This window comes from Dyadobacter bucti, from assembly GCF_005869225.1.
Lineage (GTDB): Bacteria > Bacteroidota > Bacteroidia > Cytophagales > Spirosomataceae > Dyadobacter > Dyadobacter bucti.
On record NZ_SWFP01000013.1, the window covers coordinates 26,859 to 41,234 of the forward strand.

General features: G+C 45.4%; 10 protein-coding genes and 1 tRNA gene. 2 read left to right on the forward strand and 9 right to left on the reverse strand.

From position 1 onward, the window contains the following. Positions 1 to 40 precede the first annotated feature (40 nt). From FBF61_RS30385 to FBF61_RS30410, 7 genes are all read right to left on the reverse strand, one after another. Positions 41 to 385 carry a site-specific integrase gene (locus tag FBF61_RS30385; RefSeq protein WP_138484662.1) on the reverse strand — a complete coding sequence of 115 codons (345 nt, stop codon included), beginning with the start codon at positions 383 to 385 and terminating at the stop codon, positions 41 to 43. Between the two features lie 106 nt (positions 386 to 491). Beyond that, entirely contained in the window at positions 492 to 1,010 is a 519-nt protein-coding gene (locus FBF61_RS30390; protein WP_138484664.1) for a hypothetical protein, read from the reverse strand. Positions 1,011 to 1,430: 420 nt separating this feature from the next. Further along, the gene (locus FBF61_RS30395) at positions 1,431 to 2,525 is read right to left on the reverse strand and encodes a DUF695 domain-containing protein (RefSeq protein ID WP_138484666.1); all 1,095 of its coding nucleotides are present in this window, start codon (positions 2,523 to 2,525) and stop codon (positions 1,431 to 1,433) included. A 948-nt stretch (positions 2,526 to 3,473) separates the two neighbouring features. Next, positions 3,474 to 3,953, reverse strand: coding sequence for a site-specific integrase (locus FBF61_RS35185; protein ID WP_229215295.1), 480 nt, complete (start codon positions 3,951 to 3,953; stop codon positions 3,474 to 3,476). Continuing rightward, positions 3,896 to 4,705, reverse strand: coding sequence for a phage integrase SAM-like domain and Arm DNA-binding domain-containing protein (locus tag FBF61_RS30400; protein ID WP_229215296.1), 810 nt, complete (start codon positions 4,703 to 4,705; stop codon positions 3,896 to 3,898). Before FBF61_RS30400 ends, FBF61_RS35185 begins: the two co-directional genes overlap by 58 nt. A 253-nt stretch (positions 4,706 to 4,958) precedes the next feature. Then, a tRNA-Lys gene (locus FBF61_RS30405) sits at positions 4,959 to 5,031 on the reverse strand. A 548-nt stretch (positions 5,032 to 5,579) separates the two neighbouring features. Continuing rightward, positions 5,580 to 6,620, reverse strand: a complete 1,041-nt coding sequence (locus FBF61_RS30410; RefSeq protein WP_138484668.1) for an LLM class flavin-dependent oxidoreductase — start codon at positions 6,618 to 6,620, stop codon at positions 5,580 to 5,582. A gap of 219 nt (positions 6,621 to 6,839) precedes the next feature. Between FBF61_RS30410 and FBF61_RS30415 the strand changes: the two genes are divergently transcribed. Both FBF61_RS30415 and FBF61_RS30420 read left to right on the forward strand, forming a co-directional pair. After that, positions 6,840 to 7,268 (forward strand): SRPBCC family protein, encoded by a 429-nt coding sequence (locus FBF61_RS30415; RefSeq protein ID WP_138484670.1) that lies wholly within the window; start codon positions 6,840 to 6,842, stop codon positions 7,266 to 7,268. Positions 7,269 to 7,482: 214 nt separating this feature from the next. Continuing rightward, positions 7,483 to 9,879, forward strand: a complete 2,397-nt coding sequence (locus tag FBF61_RS30420; RefSeq protein ID WP_138484672.1) for an ABC transporter permease — start codon at positions 7,483 to 7,485, stop codon at positions 9,877 to 9,879. Between the two features lie 94 nt (positions 9,880 to 9,973). Here the strand turns inward: FBF61_RS30420 and FBF61_RS30425 are convergent, their stop codons facing one another. After that, on the reverse strand, positions 9,974 to 12,331 hold the full coding sequence (locus FBF61_RS30425) for a glycoside hydrolase family 95 protein (protein ID WP_138484674.1): 2,358 nt from the start codon (positions 12,329 to 12,331) through the stop codon (positions 9,974 to 9,976). A gap of 86 nt (positions 12,332 to 12,417) precedes the next feature. Further along, a complete protein-coding gene (locus FBF61_RS30430; RefSeq protein ID WP_138484676.1) occupies positions 12,418 to 14,253 on the reverse strand; it encodes a right-handed parallel beta-helix repeat-containing protein in 1,836 nt (611 codons plus the stop codon). Positions 14,254 to 14,376: the final 123 nt, after the last annotated feature.

A 14,376-nucleotide genomic window follows, 5' to 3' on the forward strand; every position in this document is an offset into this window, starting at 1 on the left:
AATAAACTCGTCGAAGGGCACTTAAAAATGTACACTTCGATCAGAAGAACAGGTACTCATTCATTTTCTGGTTGGAGATGATTGGAATTTGGCCGGTGTATTTGCTCAATAGCCGCTGGGCTTGCGGCAGAACGGGGATCGTAAACGGTGCATCCCCTTTCTGGCGGGTGAACTGGATGATGTCGCGGCCCTGTAACTGTACAATATGCTTCCTGGCATCAAAGCGTTTGAGATCACAATAGGCCAGGCCGGTGTAGCATTGGAATAGGGTAGCGTCTACCACTCTCTCGAGATGGTGGGTCAGAAGAGGGTTGTCCGTCATCAGTGCCAGTTCATGCTCCGTATAAAATAGGATCTGCCCCGGTTCCTCCCTTTCTTCATTCAATTGAGATAGGGGGTTTGTCGACAAGTAGCCGTCAGCCTGCGCCTGGTCAAGTATTCGTTTCAGGTGGCTTGCGTTTCGTACGATGTAATTTTGCGAGTACTGCTTTTCATCCTTTAGAAGCTGACAAACCCTTTCCCAAACGCCAGGCGGATTTCAAGGAGGTCGATATCTTTTCGTTTGAGGTAGGCAAGATAATTCCTGATAATACGATCCATGCTCTTGTGGCCCTTCCTCGTTCCGCCATTGTAGCCTCGGCTCCCAGTCTTTTTGAGAATACTGTGAGGTGGTGATCGTAGCAGTTCAGTAATGTTCGTTTTTCTGATCGCCTGCAATACGTGTTTCGCAGATGATGCGCTGTGATATCGTCTTTACTTCTTTTCAGTTCCTTGTAGATGAGCTTGATGTCATCGATAATTTCAGAAAGCTGATCATTCTCGAACTGGTATTCCTTGCAATTGAAATGCTGGCTGGCCTGGTCCCAGTGGTCGGTATGCCGGATGTGGGTTGAAAAATCGGTAGCGTCCACGCCGTTCAGTTTGATGCGGCAATAAATGAATGCGTTGTTTCCTTTTACCTGTTTTTTAGGCCGGAAATTAATTCTGAGAGGGATATGTTTTTTAAGCATAGCGGTGTAGAAAAAGGTATTAATTGGTTGATAGATAGTTCAGTACCTCTTATAATACCAGTCAGTTCACGATCTATCTTTTGCACGATTATCATGATTATTCACCGGCAGGCGCGAGTTACCAAACGGCAAAAAAATAAAAAAAGGCCCTTCTAATTGCTTAGAAAGGCCTCTTCGAATACTCTGAACTAATTCTTTATGAAATAGTGTCAATTTGGTGATCCCGCTGGGATCATAGTTTTTGAGATAACAAATTATTTATCAAGTACTTACCTCCGGCTAAATCTTATACTCACCTTGTCACTCACCAACTTGCAGTGACTGGCTTGCAATTGTTGTAAAGATAGGAATTATTAAAACTACCTAGCTAAGGTCAGGATGGAATTTGGATCAGGTATGCTTGACAACTAAGCTGGTCAACTAATTTTGTCTAAATCGCTCAAATGTTTGCCAATATTTGTCCTTAAAAATGTCATATTGGATTTCAAAGCTATTGTGATGCTTACGTTGAATCTCATCAAATATCTTGGATGGCCTTCTGAAATCTTTGCAAGCGAAATAAATATCTCTCTCATTTTTCGCAGTTTGCCTTCCGACATTCAAAAATCCCTCGCTATCAATTAGATACGTCATAATTTCATCCTCAATCTCATTCATTAACGCATAGTCGACACTGTTCGGCAGACCATTGCTTTCACTTCCATCATAATTTATCGTCACAATGGCTAACCAAGGATGCGAAGCTTGCCTATCCCACGCAAGCAACTTTGAATTGATCACTGCTAAGAGGGGGCTACCATTCTCTAATTCAGCTTCCAAAATTGAATACTCATCTTCATTTGTATCATATCTGGTGCCCTCATATTTCTCCACAAATTCTTTTGCTCTCCAACCTAAAAAGTCTTTCAACTTGCCAATAGGAAACAACTCTCCTTGTGCTTCATTTTTAGCAATGACTTGCAGATTGTCAATATTGTTTACAAAGTCAAGTTCTCCTAAATAGTTTTCCAAAAAGATATAGATTCCCCTGATTATCTGCTCACGATTTTCATCTGTCATATCACTATGGACGATGCAAACATCAATTTCATCCGGATAGTCGCTGTGGTCGTTGGCATAAAAGAATAAATTATCTGAATGAAATTCTAAGTCGGCCATTGAAATGGAAACATTCTCGATGTCCGTAGCGGGTTTTAAGGCTGTAAATTTCCATCCAGCTAACTGAGGGGCGGACTGAACAAGCTCTTCTACAAACACTATATTTTTTACATTCCCATCGGCTGTCAAAATGAGCTCCGCAGTATTATCGTCATACATGCCCGCTAGATAAAAGTATCCATCCCGCAGTTCTTCCAGTTTCTCCGAGAGTTTGTTGAAAAAATATTTTTCTATATTCTGGCCACTTTGAACTTCTTTGAAAAATTTCCTCTCATTTTCTGCAAACCATTTCCAGAAGTCTGAACAGTTTTGGATTGGCTTGCCTTTTATGCCCAGAATGCTTTTTACGAAACCCATATTCAACATAATTGTGTTTGTTGTAACTAAGCAAAAATCTCTCAATTGAGTGATACATTCGCAAAGTTTATTTTCCTGATCTCAGAATATTTATAAAATTCTCCCGCCAGCGACTCCGGAGCGTTTGGGCGGGCCAGATTAGATTGTGACACAATCTGACATCTGGCCGATTGCGGTTAAGAGGCAATCGATACTTTAAAAGCTGTGAATCTACTTGGCAAACACACAAAGGAAAAGTTATAAGCTCGTTCAGGGAATGATGGATATGAGATTCAATCTAAACTATGTAAAATGATGTATCTTGATTAAATTGCACTTACGAAAACTGAAATAAGGTGTATAAATATATTGGCGCAAAAGGCTCAGTATTGCAGATCAGATTGATTCTGATAGTGATATGCATAATTTTCTTTTGGCTATTTGTCTCGGCTATCTGCGACAACAGTGACACATGGGTATTCATCTTTCTTACGTCATCCTTGCTATTGTGGATGTATTTAATCTTTGCATTCTCAGGTGTAAAGTACGACCATTCGAACATAGTTATTGTTAATGTTCGAGGTGAGATTCGGTATCGAAAAGAGGATTTGAAGACAATTAGACCAATCTTGTCATTTTTACCGTTGTATACAATTGTGTTCCAAGACGGAAAATTTTATCGTTTTAGCGCGACCCCTGGAAGAATTATTGGCTTTACCGACGCAATAAATGGAGCCGAACAGATAAGGTCGGAGCTCTTGTCTGTTGATTATTACTAACGGTTTGCAATAGGTTGATTCACCGTCAGATGATAACGTCAGTGATAAGAGGCTGATGGCAGGAAAGGTCTACCAATTTCCTGAAACACGAAATAGTCCCGCGAATTATCTTTTCGCCTTGCTATTTTCACTTTCTCTCTCGCGATCCCCTTTCACAATTAGGAGGGGTCGTGAGAGAGAAGGTGCAGCGCTAACCTTCCGTGCCAGATCGCTTGGAAAGCCGTCCCTTTAAAGCCTGCATATCTTCACTAACCTTGGTATCCAGGATCTTCGCATAGATCTGTGATGTACGAATGTTAGTATGTCCAAGAATTTTAGAAACACTCTCAATCGGAACACCATTTTGGAAGGTAACAGTCGTCGCGAAAGTATGCCTGGCGACGTGTGAAGTAAGAACCTTGTCAATCCCGCAGATTATGGCGATTTCTTTTAGGTAGTCGTTCATCTTCTGATTGCTCGGTACAGGCAACACGAGGCCGCGAGATTCACAGAGCGGATGGTCTTTGTATCGGTAGATGATTTGAAGCGCTTCCGGCAGTAGTGGAATATGCGATTTGACGTTCGTTTTCTTCCGCTGGGTGAAAATCCATTGCTCGCCATCAATTCCCCTTACTATCTGACCTTTTTCGAGTTTCTGAACATCCGATAAGCCAGGCCGGTGAAACAACAAAAGAGAAAAGTGTCTCGAACCTGAGTGAGCCGATCGCTCGCGAATTCCTTAGTGGCCATTAAATCTAGCTCGGCTCTGGTCAGGATCGCCTTATCGACTTTCTTGTACTTGCCTTTGAAGTTCAAATACGGATCAAGGTTCATCCAGCCATTGCCGAGGCAAAGGTTTACGATCTTGCGGAACATTTTCATGTGCTTCACCACTGCATTATTGCCCATCTGGCGGACAGAGCGCAGGTAGAACTCGTAATTTGCGATGAAAGCGAAATCGATACGGCTGATGTCAAATTCAGTGGTATTGAAGTTCTCTTTCAAAAATGCCAATGTATGGCGCTGCAAAACCTTATAGCGGTTGAATGTGCCTATCGCATATTCTTGGCCGACCAACGCCTTCATTCGCTCGTTATGGTCAGCGATCACTGTCATCAGTAACCGCTGCTTAGGACCCACGCCAAGAAATTTGTTTTTGATTGTCTCCGCGGTTATCAAAGCATCGTCACGAACCAGGGCGGCGTGGGCATCTAACAATTGCTGTTCGAGATTACCGAGATAGGCATTAACAGACTTCACGGCCTCTTTCGCGCCAGTCACTCTGCCAGCAACCGCATTCCACCGGCTGGGCTCACATTCTCGTCCGGTGGTAAATTCCACCCTTTTACTTTCAACCGTAATCCGCAAGTAAATTGGTACAGGCCCTTTTTGATAATTCTTCGGCTTCTTCAAATAGAAAAGCAGACTGATCTTTGTTTTCATACCTTTTTCAGGTTAAAAGTTGAACAAAAGTAGTCTTGCAAGCCTAATCAGCACAAGATGTTTACGCCGTAAACATCTTCGCATACAATGAGTTACAGCGATTCTGGTGAGTAAAATTTGCAGATCTCCGAACTCACCGAATTACTCACCAAAAATTTGTGAAAAATTGAATATTTTGGCACATCCGGAAAAGAAAAAAGCCTGCTAATCTGTTGATTTGCAGGCTTTTGATGCTTTTTGTTATTTCTTCAAGTGATCCCGCTGGGATTCGAACCCAGGACCCATACATTAAAAGTGTATTGCTCTACCAGCTGAGCTACGGAATCCTATTATTGATTTACTGTTCAATATCAGTTTGTGCAGTTAAGGTAAAAGGCCCAGGGCCCATACATTAAAAGCGGACGCCGCGCGGTGTATTGCTCTACCAGCTGAGCTACGGAATCCTATTATTGATTTACTGTTCAATATCAGTTTGTGCAGTTAAGGTAAAAGGCCCAGGGCCCATACATTAAAAGCGGACGCCGCGCGGTGTATTGCTCTACCAGCTGAGCTACGGAATCGTTTTTGGCTGTTACCTGCTTTTAAACACAGGTCGAAATTTAAATTGAATAGCCAAACAAAACTGCCAACTGTTAGTGCTATTTGTAATTGTTGCCAACCACATTTATTGCTTTATAAGATTGTATATCAATGCCTTACGGCGATGTAATTAACTTTCTTATTGATTTAAATTCCGTCATTGCTGATGGTGGTGCAAAAGTAGATTTTTGAAATTTAAGATGCAACTCCAAAGAAGAAAAAAATTACTTTTTTCTGAATAATAAATGTAGCCCCGGCATACCTTAAAGGGCGAAAAATGACCGAACCTGATCATTTACAGATGGGTTACGCCTAATTCTTTCCGAACGGCAGGCGCCACTTTTGTTCCAAATAATTCTATTGCCCGAAGTACTTTCGCGTGCGGAATGTAACCTGTCACCAGCTGCGCAAGGAATCTTGTGTTCCCGAACAGCTCGTGCTGATGCAAGATTTTCTCCGTAACTTCTTCGACATTGCCCACCATGAGGGGGCCATAATTGCGGTTGTATTCAAACTTGGAGCGGTTAAGCGGTTCCCACCCGCGTTCGCGGCCCACCCGGTTCATGAGTATTTCGTAGGATGGATAGAACTCGTCGGCCGCCTGGTCGGAGTTGTCGGCAACGTAAAACTGGGAACTGACGGCCAGTTCTAGCTTTGAGGGATCATGGCCGGCTTTTTGTGCTGACTCCCGGTACAAATCCACAAACGGCACGAACTGGTCGGCACGGCCTCCAAGAATCGCCAGGGCCATAGGAAGGTTCATTCTCCCGGCGCGTACTGCCGATGCAGGTGTGCCTCCCACAGCCAGCCACACCGGGATGGACTCCTGGATCGGACGGGGATATATGCCTCTGCCAGGGATTGGTGCCCGGAATTTTCCATTCCAGGTAATAGTTTCGGATTGATTGATTTTAAGCAGCAGGTCGAGTTTTTCTGTGAACAGTGCGTCGTAATCGCTGAGATCGTAACCAAAAAGGGGGAAGGATTCAATAAAAGAACCGCGACCGGCCATGATTTCCGCACGTCCGTCCGAGAGGAGGTCCACAGTGGCAAAATTCTGAAAAACCCGCACCGGATCGGCTGAACTGAGAACGGTCACCGAGCTCGATAATCTTATGTTTTTGGTAACAGCCGCGGCGGCGGCCAGGATCACTTCCGGGGCAGATATGACAAAGTCGGGCCGGTGATGTTCGCCGAATGCATATACATCCAGGCCGACTTCATCTGCCAGTTTTACTTCTTCCAGCAATTCTTTCATACGCTGGCGGGCATTTACTGCCTTCCCCGGCAATCCGTCGGGCTGCACTTCTCCGAAGGTACTTATTCCTAACTCCATGCTATTTTATTTTGTATTCGACTGATATAATTCTGGTAATTTATCTTTTAATACAATGGAAAACGGATAATAAATCCCGGAGACGGGCTGAAAAAGGTGTCCGTGACAGTATTGTCGCAATACGCCTCCAACAATGTCGTATTCACCCATTCTCGCTTTTGAAGGCGCCACATAAATTTGCATCTAAGGTTGAATTAACAAATCACGAAAATAACGATCATGGAAACATCAGAAAAAACAGCCATTACAGTAGAAACAACAGTGAATGCACCAGTAGAAAAGGTGTGGAAATGCTGGACTGAGCCGGACCACATCACCGGCTGGACCTTTGCGTCGGACGACTGGCATGCACCTTACGCAGATAACGATCTTCGTAAGGATGGTAAATTCAAGACAACCATGGCGGCAAAGGATGGCAGCTTCAGCTTTGATTTTGGGGGTACTTATACCGACGTAACGGAACACAGCCTGATCGCTTACACAATGGAAGACGGGCGGAAAGTGAAAGTCTCATTCTCCGGCGACGGGGACACCACAAAGGTGGTTGAAACTTTTGATCCGGAAAATACACATCCCGCTGATTTTCAGAAGGCAGGGTGGCAGGCTATTCTTGATAATTTTAAAAAATATACGGAAGCTGCTGCCTAGAAATATTTGCAGGGCTGGTTTAAAACCTGGAAGTTTAAATCGCACGAATGGTGTCCGATAGCGGACATTGTTTGTGTGATTTATCTTTTTTAATGTATTGTAAATTAGTGACATATAAGATTTTTTTCTTTTGGCAAACTATTTGAAGTCTACACGGAAATTCGCTTCGACAATCGCATAAAATCATTAGTGGCACTCTAATAAGCTCTGATATATGTTAACTAATTATCTCAAAATCGCTTTCCGTAACCTTTTGAAAAATACAGGGTACTCAGCCATCAATATTGGTGGCCTGGCAGCGGGAATGGCTGTAACCATACTGATCGGTTTATGGATACTCGATGAATTTTCATACGACAAGTACCATAAAAATTATGGCAGGATCGCGAAATTGATGCAAAGCGGAGAGTTTAACGGTGAAAAATTCAAGGGTGAATACATGCCTGCACCGATCGGCAATGAGCTGAAAACAAACTTCGGGGCGGATTTCAAGTATGTTGTAATGTCGTCGTGGACCGGGGAGCATATCCTGGCCTATGGTGACAGAAAGTTTACAAAAAAAGGAAATTACCTGAGCGAGGAAGCGCCCGATATGCTGACGCTGAAAATGCTTCGTGGCACACGTGCCGGCCTGAAAGACCAATCGTCGATCATGTTGTCAGAATCTGTTGCAAAGGCATTGTTCGGACCTGAAAATCCGATGGACAAGATTGTCAGGATGGACAACCGTATGGATCTGAAAGTGACGGGAGTTTATGAAGATCTGCCTTACAATACCGAGTTCAGGGACTTGACTTTTATTGCGCCCTGGAATTTGTATGTGGCTACTCAGAACTGGGTGAAAACTGCGCTGGACAATGTGGAGTGGAACAATAATTCCTGGCAGACGCTGGTACAGATCAGCCCCAATTCGGATTTCGGTGTTGTTTCGGATAAAATAAAAAATATCAAGCTGGAACGTGCTCCTGAAACCGCTTTTTTTAAACCGGTTATGTTCCTGCATCCTATGGAACAATGGCATCTGTATTCAGGCTGGGACAAATCCGGAAACCTCGAAGGGCGTATTCAATATGTGTGGCTTTTCGGGATCATAGGTACGTTTGTGTTGCTTTTGGCTTCTATCAATTTCATGAATTTGAGTACCGCAAGATCGGAAAAGCGGGCGAGGGAAGTAGGTATACGCAAAGCGATTGGTTCGATGCGGACGCAACTCATAGGCCAGTTTCTGAGTGAATCGCTGATGGTGGTTGCGATGGCTTTTGCGGTATCACTTTTACTGGTGGTGCTGATGCTACCGGTTTTTAACGAAGTCGCCGACAAAAAAATGTCTTTCCCGTGGGCAAGTCCGGGTTTCTGGCTGCTCAGTGTAGGTTTTTGCGTGATAACGGGAGTGATCTCCGGCAGTTATCCTGCTTTGTATCTGTCGTCTTTTCAGCCGGTAAAAGTATTAAAAGGCACTTTCAATGTAGGCCGTTTTGCTGGTGTGCCGCGGAAGGTGCTGGTCGTGCTCCAGTTTACAGTTTCGGTGACGCTGATCATCGGTACAATCATTGTTTACAGGCAGATAGAGCATGCCAAAAACCGGCCGATCGGCTATGACCGCAACGGTCTCATAACGGTGAACATGAATACACCTGAGCTGTACGGCCACTACAATGCTTTGCGCGAAGAACTGCTGAAAAGCGGCGGCGCACTGGAAATGTCGACCTCGTCCACTCCCGCCACTGATTTGAATTCTACGAATGGCGGGTTCGACTGGGAGGGAAAAGCCCCCGATTTTAAAGAATCTTTCGGTACAATTGGTATGAGCCATGATTTCGGTAAAACGATTGGCTGGCAATTTGTAGGCGGACGGGATGTTTCAAGGCAGTTTACGACGGATTCTCTGGGTATGGTGCTGAATGAATCGGCTCTGAGGTACATGGGAAAACACAAGCCGGAGGATATCATTGGCAAAACCGTGAAGTGGCATGATGTACCGTATAATGTGGTCGGTGTGGTGAAGGACATGATCATGGATTCGCCTTTTAACCCTGTGTTTCCAACTGTTTTTATGGTCAATTACGGCTGGGCAAATGTGATCAATATCAAACTGAACCCGGCTTTGCCGGCGCGGGAATCTCTGGACAAGGTAGCAGCAGTTTTCAGAAGATTTAACCCCGGAAGCCCGTTCGATTACAAGTTTTCGGATGAGCAGTATGCACGGAAATTTGCGACAGAAGAGCGCATTGCGAGACTGGCATCGGCATTTGCATTGCTGGCAATCCTGATCAGCTGCCTTGGACTGTTCGGACTTGCATCGTTTACTGCCGAGCAGCGTACCAAAGAGATCGGGATCCGCAAAGTGCTCGGTGCGTCGGTCGCTAATCTTTGGGCCTTGCTGTCCCGCGATTTCGTGTTGCTGGTAATGATATCCTGTGTTGTTTCCATACCAATCGCTTATCATTTCCTGAGCGGATGGTTGCAGAAATATGAATACCGTACAGAAATTTCCTGGTGGATATACGCATCTTCCATCGCCGGAGCTCTCTTAATTACTGTGTTGACAGTAAGTTATCAGGCCATTAGAGCTGCCTTACTGGATCCGGTAAAGAGTTTGAAGGTTGAATGAATGAATTGGGGAGGAAGGAGGAAGGGGAGGATGGAGAAAATTGCTTTCTCCCTTTTCTCCGTTTCGTCCCCTTTCGTCCGCTTTATCCTTTCTCCTAATTAAGATCCTCTGCCTTCAGAGTCTTAGCCTGCCCTTTTACCAGTGAGACTTTGGTTATTTTGGAGCCGTATTGGATGGTCTTTTCCTGGGTCGTTTGGGATAAAAGCGTTACCGTACTGAGTTTTCCGGCTTCCCAGGTTTCGTCTACGGTTACATTTCCTCTGGCTTTAAGACCCTTAACCTGTCCTGTCGGCCAGGCTTCCGGTAATGCAGGAAGCAGTTCTATAACGCCGGTTTGTGACTGCAGGAGCATTTCGGCTACGCCGGCAGTGGAGCCCATGTTACCATCCAGCTGAAATGGGGGGTGTGCGCACAGCAGGTTGGCATAAGAACCGCCGCCGTCGGACATATTTGTGCCCTTGTTGCTTACCGGCCGCATTACACTTTTAAAGAGCTTATGCGCCCTGTTTCCATCCTGCAACCGCGCCCAGAAATTAACTTTCCACGCCAGCGACCAACCGGTACCATCATCGCCACGCGCATTCAGACTGACTTTTGCAGCTTGTGCTTCGGTTGGTGTTTGAGTTAGTGAAATCTGTTTTCCCGGATGTAGTGCAAAAAGGTGCGAAACGTGACGATGTTTGTTTGTTGAATCGTCCACGTCTTCCCGCCATTCCTGGAGTTGCTTCCATTTTCCGATCTGGAGCGGTAAAATTTTATCCCGGATAGTTTTTGCTTTTTGGGCAAAATCGGCGTCCGTGCCGAGCACTGCGGCTGCATCAATGGTGTTGGTCAGTATATCCCAGGCGATTTCGTGGTCCATGGTTGCGCCTGTAGATATGCCGCCTTGCTCGGGAGAGTACGAGGGGGCGGACACCAGGTTTCCTTTGCCGTCGTCGGTCAGGTAATCCATCCAGAACAGGGATGCTTCTTTCATGATAGGGTAGGCGGTGTTTTTAAGATAAGTTTTGTCGCCCGTGAAAGCATAATGTTCCCACAAATGCTGCGACAACCAGGCAGCTCCTCCTGGAAAAAATCCCCAGGGGAAATCCCAGCCCGGAGCGGTATAACCGTAGGCGTTCAGCATAGTATTGACGATCCATCCTCTGGTATCGAAAAACTCTTTTGCCGCAAGCTTGCCGGGCTCTACAATAGATTTTGTAAAATCAATCAGCGGCAGGTGACATTCCGAAAGGTTGGTTACCTCAGCTGGCCAGTAGAGCATTTGCACGTTAATGTTGGTGTGATAATCGTTCGCCCACGGCGGGTTGGTGCTGTCGTTCCATTTTCCCTGCAAGCTCATGGGCATTGTGCCGGGTCGCGTCGAAGATATCATCAGATAACGCCCGTACTGGAAATACAACTCTTCCAGGCCCGAGTCAGCCTGCCCGGCATAGTAAGCCTTTTGCCTTTGGTCTGTCGGAATGCTTTTTAGCGCGGGTTTTCCAAGGCTCAGTGATACCCGGTTAAAGAGATTATGGTAATCTTTTTGTTGCTCGGCCAGCAGCTTTTCGAAAGTTTTGCCCGCCGCCGCGGCCATGACGGTTTTGTTGGCTTTTTTGTAATCGTTCCCCTTGTAAGCTGGAAATTGCATCAGGTAATCGGTTGCAATGGTGTGTATTAACGTCACTTTTTTGGCACCGGTTATGGTTAGTATCCCGTCATTAAAACCAGGTTTCCCATCGGTATCAATTCGATAAGTTGTTTCAAATTCCTGATGATTGTCTTTCAGGCTTCCTCCGAAGGTGTACTGATTTTTTGTAAACTGCTCATAATCTTTTTGATGCGGAGAAACAAAACGGATCGTATAAGTTTCCGGGGCGGTCGATGTGAATTTGTACACCATCACTTTGGACGGATAATTGCCAAAGAATGTCCTCGTAAACTTTCCGGTACCGGCCTCATAGGTAACTTTTCCGACAGCATCCGATATGTTCAGTTCCCGGTGGAATTTTTTGATGGGGCCTGTGTGGGACACTTTTACAAATAAATCTCCCGCGGTTTGTTGTGCCCCAAAATCGCTGCTGGGTGTATTCTCCTTTTTTTCATGAATAGCCCCGGTCATTTCCTTGTTGGCCAGTTTGTGCGCTTCCTCCGTTTTACCGGCCGCCAGCAGCTCTCTGACTTTCGGAAGGTATTGATATGCCCCTTCTTTGATACCAAAATTATATTCGGCGTTCGCATTTTTTCCGCCTGCCCACAAGCTTCCTTCCGAAAATTGTATGCGTTCTTCGTCAGGATCGCCGAAGAACATGGCGCCAATGTGACCGTTTCCTATGGGGAGCGCCTCGGTCATCCAGTCCTTTGCCGGAGAATTATACCAAAGTCTTAGCGGTTCTTTCTGAGCCAGAACCCGATCGGTCAGGGAAAGTAGACATAGTACTGTGAAAAGTCTTGTCAAGCAAATGTTCATAATGCAGGTTTTGTATATAAAAGTCAAAATTATGCGCCCGATCCGGATAAAAAAAATTCGTGAAAATCCGTGCATCCGTGGGAGCATCACTCCAAAATAATCTTGTCTGGGCCACTAAGTTTAAAGTCACTCTTCCGCATATTCTCCAGGCGAACGTTTTTGCCAAGTACATCTCCCTCCAGTTTGGTTCCTGAGATCTGAACGTCGGAGCAGCCGTTGAGATAAAACATCCCTTTATTTTCCGACTGAGGGGCCAGATCATGCGTGCGGACAATCGTATTATTATTGAAAATCAACCCCTGCGTGCTTTTTGCATACAAAACAGGATAGTCAAAAGTTTTGAAGACATTGTTTTCAATTCTAATATTGAAATGGACCGGCTTTTTTACATCTGCTATCTTGTTCGACGGATGTATGGCAATGATCGTATTGCCTGGCCCGCCCTGGTAGGCACAATCCACAAACTCATTGTTTCGGATGGTCACATCGCGCACGGGCCCGGATTCGTACCAGCCTTCGGCATCGGCTTCGATCAGGATCGCGCTCATGCCCGTCCGGAAAAATGTGTTGTTTTCCACGATCGCTTTTCTGGGTGTCGTAAGCAAAACGCCACGGGTGTTGGTACGGGTAAAATGATTGCCCCGGATCAGCACTTCCGGTGTCCAGGTCATATTTTCAACGCAGTCGTGCGCTTCCAAGCCGTCGGGAACGTTGTTTTCAAATGTTACCGCAATTTCCCTGTCGCTAAGTCTCTCTACCGATTTTACCCGGCCTTTTTCAAACCGGATCATTGACGCCGCGTGAACAAAAGCCACAGTATCTCCGGGGAAAAATGCATTGAAACCATAGCTCTGGCCGTGCATAAACCGCAACTTTAACTTGTTGTTACTTAATTTCTCAGTCATGCGCAAATTGGTCCCGTGTACGTTGATGGGATCATCGTGCGCACCTGAAAACCGGCAATTTTCAATAGTGACTTTCCCGCGGCAACCTGAAAAATGCATAAAATCAGCCGAGGACGCTACTATCCGTTTGGAGTCGGGCCTGGGCGCACATGTAACCCGGCGCATGGTGATGTTTTCGGTGTACTGGCTCACGATACCGAGCCCATGCATGTAGTGCATCCCTACATTTTCCAGATTGACATTTTTACTTTCAAGAATGAACATCCCGACCTGATCGCGAATGATGTCGCGAACAGTGAGGACATTGCCGGGTTTGGTTTTGAATGATTCGGGGGTGTCAAAATGGATCAGGTTGGGGCGGATTTCAGTTGCTTTGCTTTTATTAAAAGTGCCCCAGTCAGCGTAACGCATGGTTTTTAGCGTAGTGTCAAATTCAACGGCATGGAAATGGCTGGTTTTCCACCCTTCGCCATGCCATATCAGTTTGCCGTCAACAACCGAGTATCTGGAATCGGGATGGATCTCAATGTCTGTTCCTTCCTGACTTTTTACATAACGCATTTCCGACATGGTAGGACGTTCGAAATCCACCTCAATGTTTTGCAGCGTCACATTTTCACAATGATCCAGGACAACCGTCGTCATTTTTCCATGAAAAACAAAGAGGGAACCATTTCCGTCAACTGACAGGTTTCTGGCATTTTTAAACAGCATACCGATGGTTTTCACCTTGGAAGAATCCTCCTGCTCGGTAGAAGTATTGGAAACGAAGTACTTTGCACGGGTTGCGCCTTCCGGCCAGAAATCGTAACGTCCTTTGGGGAAAACGAGTCTTGGCTGGTTATGCTTTAAGGCGTAATCAATAACATTTTGAATTCCTAGGGTTACATTTTCATAAGTATCGGGCATGATACCAAAATCTGCCACAGAAACGGTCTGGCTCTGAGCCGACTTTACTGAAATCAATGTTACTGCAATCAGACCTGTTAACTGCAGCAATTTATTCTTAAATAGCATAAACATTTGGGATGTCAATTATTCCCGGAAATAAACGAAAATCCGGCATAGCTGGGGCGGATTTCATCTATTTATTTTAATCCGGCCGTTTGATTTTTGCGGCTCGCTGGAGAAGTATTTTCG